The organism is Hamadaea flava (assembly GCF_024172085.1).
In the GTDB taxonomy this organism is placed as follows: Bacteria; Actinomycetota; Actinomycetes; order Mycobacteriales; family Micromonosporaceae; genus Hamadaea; species Hamadaea flava.
In genome coordinates, this window is sequence record NZ_JAMZDZ010000001.1 from 7,573,372 (window position 1) to 7,591,058 (window position 17,687).

The 17,687-nt window shown below is 69.9% G+C and carries 17 protein-coding genes and 1 pseudogene; 12 read left to right on the plus strand and 6 right to left on the minus strand.

Going from position 1 to position 17,687, the window contains the following annotated elements; translation table 11 throughout:
- Positions 1-77 precede the first annotated feature (77 nt).
- The 4 genes from HDA40_RS35380 to HDA40_RS35395 form a co-directional block, all read right to left on the minus strand.
- A complete protein-coding gene (locus tag HDA40_RS35380) occupies positions 78-434 on the minus strand; it encodes a VOC family protein (RefSeq protein ID WP_253762209.1) in 357 nt (118 codons plus the stop codon).
- A gap of 471 nt (positions 435-905) precedes the next feature.
- On the minus strand, positions 906-2,096 hold the full coding sequence (locus HDA40_RS35385) for a multidrug effflux MFS transporter (protein ID WP_253762210.1): 1,191 nt from the start codon (positions 2,094-2,096) through the stop codon (positions 906-908).
- A gap of 66 nt (positions 2,097-2,162) precedes the next feature.
- Positions 2,163-3,401 (minus strand): MFS transporter, encoded by a 1,239-nt coding sequence (locus HDA40_RS35390; RefSeq protein WP_253762212.1) that lies wholly within the window; start codon positions 3,399-3,401, stop codon positions 2,163-2,165.
- A gap of 31 nt (positions 3,402-3,432) precedes the next feature.
- On the minus strand, positions 3,433-4,035 hold the full coding sequence (locus tag HDA40_RS35395; protein WP_253762214.1) for a class I SAM-dependent methyltransferase: 603 nt from the start codon (positions 4,033-4,035) through the stop codon (positions 3,433-3,435).
- Between the two features lie 70 nt (positions 4,036-4,105).
- Between HDA40_RS35395 and HDA40_RS35400 the strand changes: the two genes are divergently transcribed.
- From HDA40_RS35400 to HDA40_RS35410, 3 genes are all read left to right on the plus strand, one after another.
- Positions 4,106-4,369: a hypothetical protein gene (locus HDA40_RS35400; RefSeq protein WP_253762216.1), complete on the plus strand. Its 264-nt coding sequence runs from the start codon at positions 4,106-4,108 to the stop codon at positions 4,367-4,369.
- Positions 4,370-4,469: 100 nt separating this feature from the next.
- On the plus strand, positions 4,470-5,648 hold the full coding sequence (aroC, locus tag HDA40_RS35405; RefSeq protein WP_253762218.1) for a chorismate synthase: 1,179 nt from the start codon (positions 4,470-4,472) through the stop codon (positions 5,646-5,648).
- Positions 5,645-6,151, plus strand: coding sequence for a shikimate kinase (locus HDA40_RS35410; protein ID WP_253762220.1), 507 nt, complete (start codon positions 5,645-5,647; stop codon positions 6,149-6,151). The genes aroC and HDA40_RS35410 overlap by 4 nt, the downstream gene beginning before the upstream one ends.
- Before the next feature lie 10 nt (positions 6,152-6,161).
- Here HDA40_RS35410 and HDA40_RS35415 read toward each other — a convergent pair whose 3' ends face one another.
- On the minus strand, positions 6,162-6,737 hold the full coding sequence (locus HDA40_RS35415; RefSeq protein ID WP_253762221.1) for an RAD23 family protein: 576 nt from the start codon (positions 6,735-6,737) through the stop codon (positions 6,162-6,164).
- An 85-nt stretch (positions 6,738-6,822) separates the two neighbouring features.
- On the opposite strand from HDA40_RS35415, the gene aroB reads away from it, so the two are divergent.
- From aroB to nusB, 4 genes are all read left to right on the plus strand, one after another.
- A complete protein-coding gene (aroB, locus tag HDA40_RS35420) occupies positions 6,823-7,890 on the plus strand; it encodes a 3-dehydroquinate synthase (RefSeq protein ID WP_253762223.1) in 1,068 nt (355 codons plus the stop codon).
- Positions 7,887-8,342 carry a type II 3-dehydroquinate dehydratase gene (gene aroQ, locus HDA40_RS35425; RefSeq protein WP_253762225.1) on the plus strand — a complete coding sequence of 152 codons (456 nt, stop codon included), beginning with the start codon at positions 7,887-7,889 and terminating at the stop codon, positions 8,340-8,342. Before aroB ends, aroQ begins: the two co-directional genes overlap by 4 nt.
- A gap of 64 nt (positions 8,343-8,406) precedes the next feature.
- Positions 8,407-8,964 (plus strand): elongation factor P, encoded by a 558-nt coding sequence (gene efp, locus HDA40_RS35430; RefSeq protein ID WP_253762226.1) that lies wholly within the window; start codon positions 8,407-8,409, stop codon positions 8,962-8,964.
- Between the two features lie 23 nt (positions 8,965-8,987).
- Positions 8,988-9,395: a transcription antitermination factor NusB gene (gene nusB, locus HDA40_RS35435; RefSeq protein WP_253763927.1), complete on the plus strand. Its 408-nt coding sequence runs from the start codon at positions 8,988-8,990 to the stop codon at positions 9,393-9,395.
- 146 nt (positions 9,396-9,541) lie between these two features.
- Here the strand turns inward: nusB and bldD are convergent, their stop codons facing one another.
- Complete coding sequence (gene bldD / locus HDA40_RS35440) at positions 9,542-10,039, minus strand: transcriptional regulator BldD (protein ID WP_253762227.1); 498 nt, start codon at positions 10,037-10,039, stop codon at positions 9,542-9,544.
- 257 nt (positions 10,040-10,296) lie between these two features.
- Here bldD and pyrR point away from each other — a divergent pair, with 257 nt between their 5' ends.
- The 5 genes and pseudogenes from pyrR to carB form a co-directional block, all read left to right on the plus strand.
- The gene (gene pyrR / locus HDA40_RS35445; RefSeq protein ID WP_372503074.1) at positions 10,297-10,899 is read left to right on the plus strand and encodes a bifunctional pyr operon transcriptional regulator/uracil phosphoribosyltransferase PyrR; all 603 of its coding nucleotides are present in this window, start codon (positions 10,297-10,299) and stop codon (positions 10,897-10,899) included.
- Positions 10,896-11,816: an aspartate carbamoyltransferase catalytic subunit gene (locus HDA40_RS35450; protein WP_253762229.1), complete on the plus strand. Its 921-nt coding sequence runs from the start codon at positions 10,896-10,898 to the stop codon at positions 11,814-11,816. The genes pyrR and HDA40_RS35450 overlap by 4 nt, the downstream gene beginning before the upstream one ends.
- Positions 11,813-13,102, plus strand: a complete 1,290-nt coding sequence (locus HDA40_RS35455; RefSeq protein WP_253762230.1) for a dihydroorotase — start codon at positions 11,813-11,815, stop codon at positions 13,100-13,102. The genes HDA40_RS35450 and HDA40_RS35455 overlap by 4 nt, the downstream gene beginning before the upstream one ends.
- Before the next feature lie 73 nt (positions 13,103-13,175).
- Positions 13,176-14,282: a glutamine-hydrolyzing carbamoyl-phosphate synthase small subunit gene (carA, locus tag HDA40_RS35460; RefSeq protein ID WP_253762231.1), complete on the plus strand. Its 1,107-nt coding sequence runs from the start codon at positions 13,176-13,178 to the stop codon at positions 14,280-14,282.
- A pseudogene (gene carB / locus HDA40_RS35465) lies at positions 14,282-17,608 on the plus strand (carbamoyl-phosphate synthase large subunit); the annotation flags it as partial. The gene carA and the pseudogene carB, both read left to right, overlap by 1 nt.
- Positions 17,609-17,687: the final 79 nt, after the last annotated feature.

Below are 17,687 nucleotides of genomic sequence, written 5' to 3' on the forward strand. Positions count from 1 at the left end.
TCCCTCGTGTCTGATTCGGCCGGTCCCAAAGTAGCCGGGCCCGCCGACATTCGGCGGACCCGGCTGACTACTACGGGTTACTTGTCCTCGAGGAGGCCCAGCACGTTGCCGTCGGCGTCGGTGAACGTGGCCACCGTGCGGCCCGGGCCGACCTCGCGCGGCTCGTCCTTCACCTTCCCGCCCGCGGCGGTCACCTCGGCCAGCTTGGCGGCGATGTCCGAGACATGCCAGTACGCCACCGGCGACGCCACGGACTGCGGCCCGCCCTTCGGCACCAGTCCGATGTGCTGGCCGGCGAGGTCGTAGCCGACGTAGTACTCCGAGTCGGCCTGCGGCTCGATGCCGAGCAGTGCGGTGTAGACCGCCTTGGCGGCCGCGAGATCGGACACCGGGTGCAGAACGGTCTTAATGCCCTCGTTGGACACGTCAGTCATAGTCACTCCTAGCTCACGGATTCCCCTCTGACCTCACGCTACGTGCTGGGGGTGGGCCGTGCTTCTTCATTCCTGATCGATTCCGGTCCGTCACCCGGAGGGGCCGTCGCCTCATGATCAAGTGCCCGTGGTCAGCGCTCGGCGTCCGGTTTTGAAGATCAAGTGCCAGTGGTACGCGGAATCAGCCCTCCAGCGAATACCACCGGAACATGATTCCGATTCGAGCCGGAAATCGCAGATGTCGGGCGCTGGATCAAGCCGCGCACCTCGGTCGCTGTTGATCACGGAGTTGGGGGATCGAGCGGGGTGCTGCGGACACGACACGCCGGTCGATCACGACCATTAGTTCATGATCGCGCGGAAAGCGCGCGGAAAGCGGCGGGAGAGCGGCGGGGAGCGGCGCGCGGAGCGCGCGGCGACCCAGCGCGCGGCGCCGCGCGGAGCGCGGCGGAGCGCCGCGGAAGCGGCGGGTCAGGCGGCGACGGGCCGGAGCTGGTCCCGGGTCAGCAGCGAGACGACGACGAGCGAGGCGAAGGCGAAGGCGAGCATCACGGCGGCCATGGGCACTCCGCTGGCCGCGCCCAGTGCCGCGACCAGCGGCCCGGCGACGGCGCTGATGGCGGACTGGGTCGCGCCCATGAAGGCGGCGGCGGTCCCGGCCATCTCGGGGTGCTGGTCGAGGGCGAGCGCGGTGCTGTTCGGGAAGACGACGCCGAGGCTGCCGATGAACAGGAACAGCGTGGCCATCACCAGGGGCAGGCTGCCGGTCTCCGCGCCGGCGAGCAGCACGGCGGTCGCGCCGAGTCCGATGACCAGCGCGGTGAAGAGCAGGGCGCGGGGCGTACGGCGGCCGACGATTCGGGCCGAGAGCTGTCCAGCAGTGACCAGGGCGATCGCGTTCAGGCCGAAGATCAGGCCGTAGACCTGCGGCGACACTCCGAAGACGTCTTGCAGGACGAACGAGCTGCCGGACAGGTAGGCGAACAGCCCCGCGAAGCTGAGCCCACCGGCCAATGAGTACCCCAGGTAGCGCCGGTCGCCGGCGAGCCGGCCGAAGCCGCGCAAAACCGTTGTCAGGCCGCCGGTGCGCCGGGCCGTGGCCGGCAGCGTCTCCGGCAGGAACCGCAGGATCGCCACGCCCAGGAGCACCCCATAGGCCGCCAGCAATACGAAGATGCCGCGCCAGGTGGTGAAGCGCAGGACCGCCGCGCCCACCGTCGGGGCCACGACCGGTGCGACGCCGAACACGAGCAGGATGCGCGACAGGTAGCGGGAGGCCTCAGCGCCCGAGTACAGGTCCCGGACGACCGCCCGCGAGATCGCCGTGCCGAACCCGCCGCCGATGCCTTGGAGCAGCCGCAACGCCACCAGGATCGGAATGCTGGGGGCGAACGCGATGAGCGCCGAGGTGATCGCGAACACGACCATGCCGACGAGTACCGGGCCGCGGCGGCCGAACCGGTCCGAGATCGGCCCGCCCAGCAGCTGCCCGACCCCCATGCCCACCAGCGCCGCGGTCAGCGTGAGCTGCACCTGGGGCGGCGTCACGCTGAGGGCCTCGGCGATCGCGGGGAAGGCCGGCAGGTACATGTCGAACGAGAACGCTCCGACCGCACTCAATCCACCTAGGACGGTCAAGAGCAGGCCAGGTCGCACACGCACGGTCACATGCTCGGCCAACGCGCGCCTCACTCTTTCCATTTCTTGATACGCCGAGAGTAGTGATCGTCACACGACAGGTCGAGGCGAGCGCAACTCGGTGACGCCACGCACCAGGAAGACGCCGTACGTCGAGGCGACCATGACGAAGACGGCGATGGCCACGAAGACGCCCATGCCGATGGTGGAGGCGAGCAGCGGGGCGACCGCGATGGCGATGGGCTGCAAGGCGAAGTTGCCGATCGACTCCAAGGAGAAGACACGCCCGTGGACCTCGGCCGGGAACTCGGTCTGCAACGCGGTGAACCACAGCACGAAGAAGACGCCGATGCCGCCCCAGGCCAACATCTCGACCAGGCACCACAACGGCAACGACACCGGCAGGGCCAGGCAGAGCGGCAGGATCGCACAAGGGACGAGCGCGTTCATCGCCCACAGGCCGGGGCGTCTCGTCCGGATCCTTCCGGCGACGGCCGAGCCCAGCATCATGCCGATCGAGGCGGACGCCGACAGCCACCCGTACGCCTCCGGCCCCCACCGCTGCTGGCTGACGATCGGCACGAGGGCGTAGTTCGGGGCGAACAGGAAGAACACCTGCAACGTCCCCTGGATCATGATCACCAGTGCCCACGGGCGGCGGCGTACCTCCCGGACGCCGTCGCGCGCCTCGGTGAGCACAGCGCGCACGCCCGGCGGCACGTCCCCCGTACGCAGGGCGGGGAGCCGAAGCCAGAGCAGCGTCACCAGGCTCACGGCGTACGTGGCGAGGTCGACGACGAACGCGCCCCGAGCGCCCACCGTGGCGATGAGTACGCCGCCGAGCAGCGCACCGCCGGCCGCGCCGAGCCGCTTCGTGGCCGATTCGAGCGCGTTCGCCTTCTGCAGCAGCGCCTGGGGCACCACCTGCGGCATGGCGGCGCGGTGCGCGGGCTGGTAGATCGCCCCACCGACGCCGACCAGGCAGGCCGCCCCCATCAGCAGTGCCAGCGGGCCGGACTCGGCGAAGGCGAGGAACCCGGCGACGCCGACCACGCAGACGGCGTCCGCGATCGCCATGACGACGCTGCGGGAATAACGGTCGGCGATCACCCCGCCGAACAGCAGAAGGAGTACCCCGGCCAGCGCCTGCGCCGCGATGACCAGGCCGAACGCGGTGGCGCCCCGGGCCGGCAGGACCAGCGCGGGCAACGCGATCAGCGACACCGAACTGCCGACGACGCTGGTCACCTGCCCCAGCCAGAAGGCCAGATAGCGCGGGTACGCGAACAGGGCGCGATAACTCGGCGGGACGGCGTCGGCGGTGGTCACGCCGACATCCTGCTGTCTTCGGCGGCGGTGATCAAACCAGTTTGGCTGCGCGTACGCCCAGCCAGGCCCGGTAGTGCGACCGGTGCGTCGCTTCCAGGACGGTCAGCCCGACCGCGGCCAGCAGGTCGGTGAGCGAATCGAGCCGGTGGTACGCGAACCACCGCAGCCCGTCGCCGCCGTATCCATGCCGTTCCCAGCCTTCGCCGTCGCCCTCGGCGACCACGAGGTGCACCGCGCCGCCCGGCCGCACCACGCGGGCGAACTCGGCCAACACCTCGGGAACGTGGTCGTGCGGGATGTGCAGCAGCGCCGCCTGGCACCACAGCCCGTCGAGGCAGCCGTCCCGCAACGGCAGCGTACGCATGTCGGCCTGCGCCACGCCGGTGTGCCCGCCGGCTCGGAGCATCTCGGCGGAGAGGTCCAGCCCGATCGCGCGGAAGCCGATCCCGCGCAGCAGAGCCAGATCGCGCCCCGGCCCGCAGCCGACGTCGGCGACCCGGGAACCGGCGGAAATCCGACTGGCCAACCAGGTCAGGTCGGCCGTCAACTCCGGATAACCCTCCGCCTGCGCCTCGGCGAACTGTGCAGCGATCACGTCGTACGTCGATCGGGTAACGGACACCGCGTCGGGCATGGCGTGGAGGGTACGCCCGGCGTTAATGTTGCCGCTGCCCGTGCGGGCCCCAACGCGGGTAGGAGGTCGGTTGGACTCCACCGAGCTGCAACGATTGCACCGGCTCGTCATCGAGTTCCTCGGTGACGTCGCCGTCGACGTACTGGACTACCCGACCGGCGCGATCGCCCTCACCATCTATCGCCACAGCCGGGTCGCCGTCCTCGACGGGATGGCCGACCGATCCCAGTGGGGCGTCACGGTCATCACCGAACCCGAGTTCTTCCATGCGGGCTACGACCAGGTCTTCGAAACGCTCGCCGAAGCCTTGGCGTACCTCCGCGACCGCACCTGACCCGGCAACCAGCCGCGGGCGGGGCGCTGGGCGTACCCGAATGTGAGACGCGGGGCACGGTGTGACGGAGGCCGCGGGCGGGGCGTGACAGACTGATCAGGTGTTGCGTTGGTTGACCGCAGGGGAGTCGCACGGCCCGTCGCTGACGGCTGTGCTGGACGGCCTGCCCGCCGGTATCGAGATCACGAGCGCCGAGATCGGCCGTGACCTGGCGCGGCGGCGGCTGGGTTATGGCCGGGGCGCCCGCATGTCGTTCGAGCAGGACGTCGTGACCGTGACCGGTGGTGTCCGGCACGGGCTGACGCTCGGCAGCCCCGTCTCGATCATCGTCGGCAACTCCGAGTGGCCGAAGTGGGAGACGGTGATGGCGGCCGATCCGGTCGACCCGGAGCTGCTCGCCGCGCAGGCGCGCAACGCGCCACTGACCCGGCCGCGCCCGGGGCACGCCGATCTGGCCGGGATGCAGAAGTACGGGCACACCGACGCCCGGCCGATCCTGGAGCGGGCCAGCGCCCGGGAGACGGCTGCCCGGGTGGCCGTCGGCGCGGTCGCCAAGGCGCTGCTCAAGCAGGGGCTCGGCATCGAGATCGTGTCGCACGTCGTCGAGCTGGGCTCGGTCGCGGCCAAGCCGGGGCTGGTCCCGATGCCCGCCGACGCCGAACGGGTCGACGCCGACCCGTTGCGCTGTCTCGACCCGGAGGCGAGCGTGGCGATGGTCGCCGAGGTCGACGCGGCGAAGAAGGACGCGGACACGCTGGGCGGCGTCGTCGAGGTGCTGGCCTACGGGGTGCCGCCGGGCCTGGGCAGCCACACCCAGTGGGATCGCAAGCTCGACTCGCGGCTGTCCGCCGCCCTGATGTCGATCCAGGCCATCAAGGGTGTGGAGATCGGCGACGCCTGGTTGCAGGCCCGGTCGCGGGGGTCGGTCGCGCACGACGAGATCTTCCCGAGCCCGGACGGCGTACTGCGCAACACCGACCATGCGGGCGGGCTGGAAGGCGGCATCACCAACGGCCAGCCGGTGCGCGTACGCGCGGCGATGAAGCCGATCTCGTCGCTCAACCGGGCGCTGAACACGATCGACGTGACGACCGGCGAATCGGCGACCGCGATCAACCAGCGGTCCGACGTCTGCGCCGTCCCGGCCGCGGCCGTGGTCGCCGAGGCGATGGTGGCGCTGGTACTGGCCGAGGCGGCGCTGGAGAAGTTCGGCGGGGACTCGGTCGCCGAGATCCGCCGGAACCTCGACGGCTACCTCGAGAACCTGGTGATCCGATGAGCCGGCCGGTCGCGGTGCTGGTCGGCGCGCCCGGCAGCGGGAAGACCACCATCGGCGAGCTGCTGGCCGAGGCGCTGGGCGTACCGTTCCGGGACGTCGACGCCGACATCGTGGCGAGCGCCGGCAAGCCGATCTCGGACATCTTCGTCGACGACGGCGAGGAGCACTTCCGGGAACTGGAACGGGCCGCCGTGGCCGCCGCGCTCGCCGAGCACGCCGGCGTCGTCTCGCTCGGCGGTGGGGCGATCCTCGCCGAGCCGACCCGGGCGCTGCTGGCCGAGCACACCGTCGTCTACCTGAGCGTCGACCTGCCCGACGCGGTGCACCGCATCGGGCTGGGCCAGGGCCGGCCGCTGCTGGAGCTGAACCCGCGGGCCACCCTGAAGTACCTGCTGGACCAACGGCGTCCGCTGTACGAGGAGGTCGCCACCATCACGGTGAAGACCGACGGCCGCGAACCCGCCGACATCGCCGCCGAACTGCGCCAGGCGCTGCCGGCCTAGCGGGCCGGCCTCAGGGGCAGGGCCGCTCGACCAGGCCCGGGCTGGGCCAGCCGTTGTCCGGCAGGATGTCGGCGAAGGCGGTCGTCACTCCGCCGTTGCACCACGGCGGGGTGTACGAGTACTTCTTCACGAAGGTGTTCGACCCGGTCCCGGTGATGCTGATGGTGCGCTGCGTTCCGCCGCCCCCGCTGCCGATGCCGCTGATGACGAGCTCGGCTGAACTGGAGCCGTAGCCGGTGGTCTGAATGGTGACCGTGACGGTGAACGTCGACCCGGAGAACGCCGCGGCCAGCTTGACGGACTTGATGACGAGCTTGGGCTTCGGCGAGGACGGCGGCTTCGTCGTCCGGACCGTTGTGGGCGACTTCGACGGCTTCGGGGAGGTGCTCGGCTTCGACGAGACGCTCGGCTGCGGCGTGGCGCTCGGCGAGGGCGTACTCGACGGCGCGAGGGTTGTCGCGACCGGCGAGCCGGTGGCGTCGGCCGACGTCGTCTCGGCGACCGTGACGGGCTCGTCCGCACTACAGGCTGAGGTGCCGGCCAGCAGGGCCAGCGAAAGGATCCAGACGGGAATGACGCGACGCATGGCGGCACGCTAGGGGCGATCCGCAGGCTGGGACAAGGCTCCCTCGCCAATCTTGATGATCACGTGATCCGATACGCTGACCACGATGGAGACGACAGCCATTCCGGTCGGCGGGCCGCGGCCCTACGAGGTGCTCGTCGGGCGGAGTCTGCACGGCGAACTGCCCCGGCTGACCGGCAAGGCCACCCGGGCGGCGGTGATCTTCACGCGGTCGGTCGAGCACTACGCCCAGCACGTGGCGCACGCGCTCATCGACAGCGGGCTGAGCGTACTGCCGATCGAGATCCCCGACGCCGAGGCGGGCAAGACCCTCGCGACCGCCCAGTTGTGCTGGGACGCGCTCGGGGCCGCCGGGTTCACCCGGTCCGACGTCATCGTGGGTGTCGGCGGGGGAGCGGCGACGGACCTCGCCGGCTACGTCGCCGCCTGCTGGCTGCGCGGCGTCGCCTGGATCCCGGTCTCGACCAGCGTCAACGGCATGGTCGACGCCGCGATCGGGGGCAAGACCGGGATCAACGTCGCCGCCGGCAAGAACCTCGTCGGCGCGTTCCACCCGCCGGCCGGTGTACTGTGCGAGCTGTCGGCGCTCGACACCCTGCCCGGTGATCAGTTGCGCGCTGGGCTCGCCGAGGTGGTCAAGGGCGGGTTCATCGCCGACCCGGTGATCCTCGACCTGTTCGAGGCCGACTTGGCGGCCGCGACCGACCCCGCCGGGCCTGCGCTGCGCGAGCTGATCGAGCGGAAGGTACGCGTCAAGGCCGAGGTGGTCGCGGAGGACCTGACCGAACAGGGCCGCCGCGAGATTCTCAACTACGGACACACCCTCGGGCACGCCATCGAACGCGTCGAGGGCTACACCTGGCCGCACGGGCACGCCGTCGCGGTCGGGATGGTGTACGCCGCGCTGCTGTCCCGGCGTACCGGCCGGGTGGACGTGGTGGACCGGACCCGGAAGATCCTGACCGATCTGGACCTGCCGGTGACCTATCGCGCGGACGCCTGGGAGCGGCTGCTGCCCGCGATGCGCGTGGACAAGAAGGCGCGTGGCGCTGCGCTGCGGTTCGTCCTGCTGGACGAGGTGGCCAAGCCGGTGACCGTGCCGATCGAGGACGAGGCGCTGCTGCGCGCCGCCTACGAGGAGCTTGTACGGTGACGAAGGTTTATGTCTTGAACGGGGTGAACCTGGGCCGGCTCGGCACCCGGCAGACCCTGATCTACGGCGCGACCAGCTACGAGGACCTGGCCAAGAGGTGCGTCGTGGAAGGTGAGCGGCTCGGCCTGGACGTCGAATGCCGGCAGACCGACGACGAGACCGAGATGATCCACTGGCTGTACGAGGCCGCCGACGAGGCGATCCCGGTGGTGCTCAACTCGGCCGCGTGGAGCCACTACTCGTACGCCCTCCGGGACGCCTGCGCGATGTTGAAGGCCCCGCTCGTCGAGGTGCACATCTCGAACATCCACGCGCGGGAGGAGTTCCGCCACCACTCGGTGATCTCCGGGGTGGCGACCGGGGTGATCGCCGGGCTCGGCGTCGACGGCTATCGGCTGGCCCTGTCCTACCTGTCCCGCGTGATCACCGACACCTCGGCTCCAGCGGCCTGATGACCGGCCGGTAAACTGGTCAGGCTTGTTCGTTATCAATTTCGCATACCCGGGAGCTTTTCCAGTGGCCAGCACGAACGACCTCAAGAACGGCTTGGTGCTCAACCTCGACAACGAGCTGTGGAGCGTGGTCGAGTTCCAGCACGTCAAGCCGGGTAAGGGCCCCGCGTTCGTGCGGACGACCCTCAAGCACGTGCTCTCGGGCAAGGTCGTCGACAAGACCTTCAACGCCGGCACCAAGGTCGAGACCGCCAACGTCGACAAGCGCTCGATGCAGTACCTGTACGCCGACGGCGAGGACTTCGTCTTCATGGATCTGGACACCTACGACCAGATCCACGTCTCCGGGACGACCGTGGGCACCAACGCCAACTACCTGCTGCCCGAGGCCGAGGTGGTCGTCGCCACCCACGAGGGCGCCCCGCTGTACATCGAGCTGCCCACCTCGGTCATGGTCGAGGTCACTTACACCGAGCCGGGCCTGCAGGGCGACCGCTCGACGGGCGGCACCAAGCCCGCGACCATCGAGACCGGCGCCACCGTGCAGGTTCCGCTGTTCATCACCACCGGCGAGAAGATCAAGGTCGACACCCGCGACGGGCGTTACCTGGGCCGCTCGTAATGGCGGAGGCACCGAAGTCGCAGATGCCCGCTCGCCGCAAGGCACGCAAGCGGGCTCTGGACGTCCTCTACGAGGCCGACCTGCGCGACCGCAACATCGCCAAGACGCTGTCGGAATACGTCGAGCGGCTGGAGTTCCCGCGCCCGGAGCATCTGCCGTACGCCGTGTCGCTGGTGGAAGGCGTGTCCGCCCACCTCGACCGGATCGACGAGCTGATCGCGAGCTACGCCGAGGGCTGGACGATCGACCGCATGCCGGTGGTCGACCGCAACCTCGCCCGGATCGCCGTCTACGAGCTGCTCTACGTCGAGGACGTGGACGACCCGGTAGCGATCACGGAGGCGGTCGAGCTGGCCAAGGAGCTGTCGACCGACGACTCGCCCCGCTTCCTCAACGGCATCCTCGGCCGCATCGCCGACTACGCCCACTAGGCAGCCTGGTTCTAGGGTTCTTAACTCAAGGTAAGGAAAACGGCCGTCATTTGGCCATCTGGCAAGGCGCACGACACCGACGTTGGCTAGGGCCAACGAGGTGTCGAGCAACGCAGCCAGGGGCCAAATGACGGCCGATTTTCCGGTCAGCTGCCGGCGAAGAAGGCCCGGGGGTCCGGCACGAGCACTCCCAGCTCGGCCAGCCGGTCGGTGAACTCCGACGGCGACTTGTCGTACATGATCGCGAGCGCCCGCATGTCGTCCGCGCGGATCGACAGGATGCGGCCGTTGTAGTCGCCGCGCTGCTGCTGGATGGCGCGGGCGTACCGGGCGACGTAGCCCAGCTCCTCGTTCGAGGACTCGTAGAGCTTCTCGAGGTCCAGAACGATCTTGGTGGCGCGTTCCTCACTCTGTTTGACCTCGGCGCCGTCCGGAAGCAACTCGGACACGGGTACCCGGTAGAAATCGGCCAGCTCGGCCAGGCGCGAGACGGTCACCGCGCGGTCGCCGCGCTCGTAGGAGCCGACCACCACGGCCTTCCAGCGGCCGTTCGACTTCTCCTCCACGCCCTGCAGGGAGAGGCCCTGCTGAGTGCGGATCGAGCGCAGCCGGGCACCCAGTGACCTGGAGTATTCCGTCGACATCTACACCCTCCCACAGTGCTGATCCACGAGTGATCGTTACGCAGCGTGACGGTACGTCGGTTACGCGCTGTGGTCAAGTGCTGCTAGCCCACTTGTTGGTACGCCGATGGGCCGAACGGCTTCCCCACGCCTGCCTGAACCGGCGGGACGACCCTCACATTGGCTGCTCATAGCCGAGTTGGTAGGGTCGTCGAAGACCTTGACGATCTCCTTGCGGAGTCGGAGAGGGATATCCAGACACTCTTTAATCCCGTCCCGTGAGGCGGGGAAGGGGGTCCCTGTTGGCCTACAAAGTCATACTCTCAGAAGCGGACATTCACCGCGTACTCGATCGAATCGCTCATCAGATTCTCGAGAAGACTCAGGGTGCGAGCGACGTCGTCCTCCTCGGAGTCGCCACCCGCGGAGTTCCGCTGGCCCATCGGCTCGCCGAGCGCATCAACGCCTTCGAGCAGGTCAAACTGCCGGTCGGCACGCTCGACATCACGCTTTACCGCGACGACCTCGCGCGGCAGTCCATCCGGGCGGTCGGCCGGACCGAGCTGCCCAGCGGCGGCATCGACGGCTGCCAGGTGATCCTCGTCGACGACGTGCTCTACTCCGGGCGTACGGTGCGGGCGGCGCTCGACGCGATCAGTGATCTCGGCCGCCCCGCGGCGGTGCAGCTGGCCGTCCTCGTCGACCGCGGCCACCGCCAGCTGCCGATCCGGGCCGACTACGTCGGCAAGAACATCCCGACCTCCCTCGCCGAGCAGGTCAAGGTGCTGCTCAGCGAGGTCGACGGCGTCGACGAGGTCCGGCTCGCCACCAGCGGCGCGTCGGCTGAGCCGTCCGGAGCGCAGTCAGGGAGTGTCCAGTGATCAAGCATCTGCTGTCGGCGGCCGACCTGGACGCCGTGACCGCCACCCAGATCCACGACATCGCCGCCGAGATGGCGACGGTCGCGGGCCGGGAAGTCAAGAAGCTGCCGACGCTGCGTGGGCGTACGGTGGTCAACCTGTTCTATGAGGACAGCACCCGGACCCGGACCTCCTTCGAAGTGGCCGCCAAGCGACTGTCGGCCGACGTCGTGAACTTCTCGGCCAAGGGCTCCAGCGTCGAGAAGGGCGAGTCGCTCAAGGACACCGCCTGGACGTTGCAGGCCATGGGGGCCGACGCCGTGGTCATCCGGCATCCCGCCTCGGGCGCGCCGCACCGGCTCACGCACTGGGTGCACGGCAGCGTCCTCAACGCCGGCGACGGGACCCACGAGCACCCGACCCAGGCGCTGCTCGACACGTACACGATGCGGTCGCGCATGGGCAAGGTCGAGGGCCTCAACGTGGCGATCGTCGGCGACGTCCTGCACAGCCGGGTCGCCCGGTCGAACGCGCTGCTGCTGCACACGCTGGGCGCGAAGGTGACCCTGGTCGGCCCGCCGACCCTGGTGCCGCCCGCGTTCGGCAGTCTCACCCCGAGCCTGGGCGTCAGCTACGACTTCGACTCGGTGCTGCCCCACGCCGACGTGGTCATGATGCTGCGAGTGCAGAAGGAGCGGATGAACGCGGCCTTCTTCCCGTCGTCGCAGGAGTACTACAAGCGCTACGGGCTGGACAGCGCGCGGCTGCGGCGGATGCCGGACCACGCGATCGTCATGCACCCCGGCCCGATGAACCGCGGCGTCGAGATCGCTCCCGAGGTGGCCGACTCGCCCCGCTCCACCATCGTCGAACAGGTCGCCAACGGCGTCTCCGTCCGGATGGCGTGTCTCTACCTGCTGCTTGGAGGTCGTTCGTGAGCTACCTGATCCGCAACGTCAGCGTGCTGGGCGGTGCTCCCGTCGACCTGGTCGTCCGCGACGGCGTGATCGTCGACAGCGCGGACGGCACCGAAGAGGTCATGGACGGCACCGGGCTGATCGCCCTGCCCGGCCTGGTCGACCTGCACACGCACCTGCGCGAGCCCGGCCGGGAGGACGCCGAGACCGTGCTGACCGGTTCCCGGGCCGCCGCGCTCGGCGGCTACACCGCGGTCTGCGCGATGGCCAACACCAACCCGGTCGCCGACACGGCCGGCGTCGTCGAGCAGGTCTGGCGGCTCGGCCGGGAGGCCGGCCTGGTGGACGTGCAGCCGATCGGCGCGGTCACCGTCGGCCTCGGCGGCGAGAAGCTCGCCGAACTGGGGGCGATGGCAGACTCCGCCGCCGCCGTCCGGATCTTCTCCGACGACGGCATGTGCGTGCACGATCCCCGCCTGATGCGCCGGGCACTGGAATACGTCAAGGCGTTCGACGGCGTCATCGCGCAGCACGCCGAGGAGCCGCGGCTCACCCAGGGCGCGCAGATGCACGAGGGCGACGTCTCGGCCCGGCTCGGGCTGACCGGCTGGCCCTCCGTCGCCGAGGAGGCGATCATCGCCCGCGACGTGCTGCTCGCCGCCCACACGGGTGCCCGCCTGCACGTCTGCCACGTCTCCACGGCCGGCAGCGTCGAGGTCATCCGTCAGGCCAAGGCCCGGGGCGTACGCGTCACCGCCGAGGTCACGCCGCATCACCTGCTGCTCACCGACGAGGCGGTCGGCGGTTCGATCGAGGGCACCGCGCCCTACGACCCGGTGTTCAAGGTGAACCCGCCGCTGCGTACCGCCGAGGACGTCGAGGCGCTGCGCAGCGGGCTGGTCGACGGCACCATCGACGTCGTCGCCACCGACCACGCCCCGCACGCCGCGCAGGACAAGGAATGCGAGTGGGCGTACGCCCGGCCGGGCATGCTCGGCCTGGAGACCGCGCTGCCGATCGTCCTGCACACCGTCGGCGACGCGCTGGGCTGGGACGGCATCGCCGACCGCATGTCGCGTACGCCGGCCCGCATCGCCGGGCTCGACGAGCACGGCCACACCCCGGTCCCCGGTTCCCCGGCGACCTTCACTTTGATCGATCCGCAGGCCCGGTTCACCGTCGATCCGGCCGCGCTCGCCAGCCTCAGCGCCAACACCCCGTACGCGGGGATGGAGCTGCCCGGCAAGGTGGTCGCGACCTTCCTGCGGGGTAAGCGCACGGCCCTCGACGGGAAGGCAGCAGCATGACCATGCGCAGCTTGGGCATCAGACAACACAGGGTTGACGGGCATTCGGCCGTCGACCGGAGGGAGACGGCCTGATGTCCGAAGCCATCTTGGTGTTGGAAGACGGCCGGACCTTCCGCGGCGAGGCGTTCGGCGCCGTCGGGGAGACGTTCGGCGAGGCCGTGTTCAGCACGGCGATGACCGGTTACCAGGAGACGCTGACCGACCCGTCGTACCACCGTCAGGTCGTCGTGCAGACCGCGCCGCACATCGGCAACACCGGCGTCAACGGTGAGGACGACGAGTCCGACCGGATCTGGGTCGCCGGATACGTGGTCCGCGACCCGTCGCGGGAGGCCTCGAACTGGCGAGCGACCGGCGAACTCGAGGACCGGCTCAAGGCCGAGGGGATCGTCGGCATCGCCGGGATCGACACCCGGGCGCTGACCCGGCACCTGCGCGACCGCGGCGCCATGCGGGTCGGCGTGTCCAGTGTAGACCTCGATCCCGCCTCGCTGCTGTCGAAGGTGCTGGCCAGTCCGCAGATGGTCGGGGCGGACCTCTCCGCTGAAGTGACCACGCGTCAGGCGTACACGGTGGAAGCCGAAGGCGAGAAGCTCTTCACCGTCGCGGCACTGGACCTGGGCATCAAGCGCAACGTGGCGCGGCGCTTGGCCGCGCGCGGGGTGACCACCCACATCCTGCCGGCGACCTCCACCCTGGAGGACCTGCTGGCCGTGCAGCCGGACGCGGTCTTCTTCTCGCCCGGACCAGGCGACCCGGCGACCGCCGACCACCCGGTGGCCCTGGCCCAGGAGGTGATGCGCCGCCGGATTCCACTGTTCGGGATCTGCTTCGGCAGCCAGATCCTCGGCCGGGCGCTCGGCTTCGGCACCTACAAGCTGGGCTACGGCCACCGTGGCGTCAACCAGCCGGTGATGGACCGCACCACCGGGAAGGTGGAGGTCACGTCGCACAATCACGGCTTCGCGGTCGACGCACCGTTGGACAAGGTGGTGGACACCGAGTTCGGCCGGGTCGAGGTATCCCACGTCTGCCTGAACGACAACGTGGTCGAGGGGCTGCGGGCGCTGGACGTGCCCGCCTTCACCGTCCAGTACCACCCCGAAGCGGCAGCCGGCACGCACGACGCCGACTACCTCTTCGATAGGTTCAAGCTGCTCATCGAGGGGACGCACTGATGCCGAAGCGCGAAGACCTGAAGCACATCCTGGTCATCGGCTCCGGTCCGATCGTCATCGGCCAGGCCTGCGAGTTCGACTACTCCGGTACGCAGGCCTGCCGGGTCCTGCGGGCGGAGGGCATCCGCGTCTCGCTGGTGAACTCCAACCCCGCGACGATCATGACCGACCCCGAGTTCGCCGACGCGACCTACGTCGAGCCGATCACGCCGGACTTCGTCACGAAGGTGATCGAGCGGGAGCGGCCCGACGCGATCCTGCCGACGCTGGGCGGGCAGACCGCGCTGAACACCGCGGTGGCCCTGCACGAGGCCGGCGTGCTGGACAAGTACAAGGTCGAGCTGATCGGGGCGAACATCGACGCCATCCGGCGCGGTGAGGACCGCCAGCTGTTCAAGGAGATCGTGGCGCGTGCGGGTGCCCGGGTCGGCATGGCCGACGAGGCGCTGGTGCCGCGTTCGCGGGTGTGCCACTCGATGGACGAGGTCCGCGAGACCGCGGCCGACCTGGGTCTGCCGGTCGTCATCCGGCCGAGTTTCACCATGGGCGGACTCGGGTCCGGCATGGCGCACACCGACGAGGACCTGGAGCGCATCGCCGGGTCCGGACTGGCCGCCTCGCCGGTGCACGAGGTGCTCATCGAGGAGAGCGTGCTCGGCTGGAAGGAGTACGAGCTGGAGCTGATGCGCGACAAGCACGACAACGTCGTGGTCGTCTGCTCCATCGAGAACCTCGACCCGATGGGCGTCCACACCGGAGACTCGGTGACCGTCGCCCCCGCGATGACCCTGACCGACCGCGAGTACCAGGTCATGCGGGATCTCGGCATCGCGGTGCTGCGCGAGGTCGGCGTGGACACCGGCGGCTGCAACATCCAGTTCGCCATCGACCCGGAGAACGGCCGGATCGTCGTCATCGAGATGAACCCGCGGGTGTCGCGGTCCTCGGCGCTGGCGTCGAAGGCGACCGGCTTCCCGATCGCCAAGATCGCGGCGAAGCTCGCCATCGGCTACACCCTCGACGAGATCCCCAACGACATCACCCTGCAGACCCCGGCCGCCTTCGAGCCGTCGCTGGACTACGTCGTGGTGAAGATCCCGCGGTTCGCCTTCGAGAAGTTCCCGGGCGCCGACCCGGAGCTGACCACCACGATGAAGTCGGTCGGCGAGGCGATGAGCCTGGGCCGCAATTTCACCGAGGCGCTCGGCAAGGCGATGCGGTCGATGGAGACCAAGCAGGCCGGCTTCTGGACTGTCATGGACCAGTTCGACACCGTGGCGGAGGCGCTGGCGGCGCTGAGGATCCCGCACGACGGGCGGCTCTACACGATCGAAGCGGCGCTGCGCCTGGGCGCGACCGTCGAGCAGGTGCACGAGGCGAGCGGGGGAGTGGACCCCTGGTTCCTCACCCAGATCGCCGCACTGATCAAGCTACGCGAAGAGGTGACGAGCGCGGCGGTGCTGGACGAGCCGTTGCTGCGCCGGGCCAAGCGCGCCGGGCTGTCGGACCGGCAGCTGGCGGCGCTGCGCCCGGAGCTGGCCGGCGAGGAGGGCGTACGCACGCTGCGGCACCGCCTCGGGCTGCGCCCCGTCTACAAGACGGTGGACACCTGCGCGGCCGAGTTCGCGGCGAAGACGCCGTACCACTACTCCAGCTATGACGAGGAGACGGAGGTCGCCCCGAGCGACCGCCCGAAGGTGCTCATCCTGGGCTCCGGCCCGAACCGGATCGGGCAGGGCATCGAGTTCGACTACTCCTGCGTGCACGCCGTCATGGCGCTCCGGGCGGCCGGGTTCGAGACCGTCATGGTCAACTGCAACCCGGAGACGGTCTCCACCGACTACGACACCGCCGACCGGCTCTACTTCGAGCCGCTGACCTTCGAGGACGTCCTGGAGGTCTGGCACGCCGAGCACAGCTCGGGCACGGCGGCCGGGGGTCCCGGCGTGGTGGGCGTGATCGTCCAGCTGGGCGGGCAGACCCCGCTCGGCCTGGCCCAGCGGCTCAAGGACGCCGGGGTGCCCATCGTCGGCACCAGCCCGGAGTCGATCCACCTCGCCGAGGAGCGGGGCGCGTTCGGCGCGGTGCTGGCCAAGGCCGGCCTGCGCGCGCCGGCGCACGGCACCGCGACGTCCTACGAGGACGCCAAGAAGATCGCCGACGAGGTGGGCTACCCAGTCCTGGTGCGACCGTCGTACGTGCTCGGCGGGCGCGGCATGGAGATCGTCTACGACGACGACACGCTGCGCGACTACATCGGCCGGGCGACCGACATCTCGCCGGAGCACCCGGTGCTGGTCGACCGGTTCCTGGACGACGCGATCGAGATCGACGTCGACGCGCTGTGCGACGCCGACGGCGAGGTCTACATCGGCGGTGTCATGGAGCACATCGAGGAGGCGGGCATCCACAGTGGTGACTCCTCCTGCGCGCTGCCGCCGATCACCTTGGGAGCCGCGCATCTGAAGGTCGTCCGCGACTTCACCGAGAAGATCGCGCGCGGAGTCGGCGTACGGGGGCTGCTCAACGTGCAGTACGCCCTCAAGGACGACGCCCTCTACGTGCTGGAGGCCAATCCGCGCGCGTCGCGTACGGTGCCGTTCGTCTCCAAGGCGGCCGCGGTCCCGCTGGCCAAGGCGGCGGCCCGGATCATGCTCGGGGCGAGCATCGCCGAGCTGCGCGCCGAGGGCATGCTCGAGGCCACCGGGGACGGCGGCCAGCTGCCCGAGCACGCCCCGGTCGCGGTCAAGGAGGCGGTGCTGCCGTTCAAGCGGTTCCGCACCCCGGCCGGCAAGGGCGTCGACTCGCTGCTCGGCCCGGAGATGAAGTCGACCGGCGAGGTCATGGGCATCGACATCGCCTTCGGGCAGGCGTTCGCCAAGTCGCAGGCGGCCGCGTACGGGTCGCTGCCGACCACCGGCAAGATCTTCGTGAGCGTCGCCAACCGCGACAAGCGCGCCATGATCTTCCCGGTCAAGCGGCTGGCCGACCTCGGCTTCGAGATCATCGCGACCGAGGGCACCGGCGAGGTGCTGCGGCGGCACGGCATCGGCTGCGAGGTGGTCGGCAAGCACTACGCCGGCGACCAGCGCGACGCCATCTCGCTCATCGGCGCCGGCGAGGTCAAGCTCGTGATCAACACCCCGCAGGGCTCGGGGGCCGGTGCGCGGTCCGACGGCTACGAGATCCGCTCGGCCGCGGTCGCGGCCGACATCCCGTGCATCACGACGGTCCCCGGCGCCGCGGCGGCGGTGATGGGCATCGAGGCGCTCATCGCCGGAGATCTACGGGTACGCCCACTGCAGGAACTGCACAAGGCGCTCAGGCCCGAGCTCCTGGGGGAGTCCGGACCTGAGCGCCCAGCGGACGCTGTGACATTCGATGCGGGGCCTGCGCTGGGAGCGG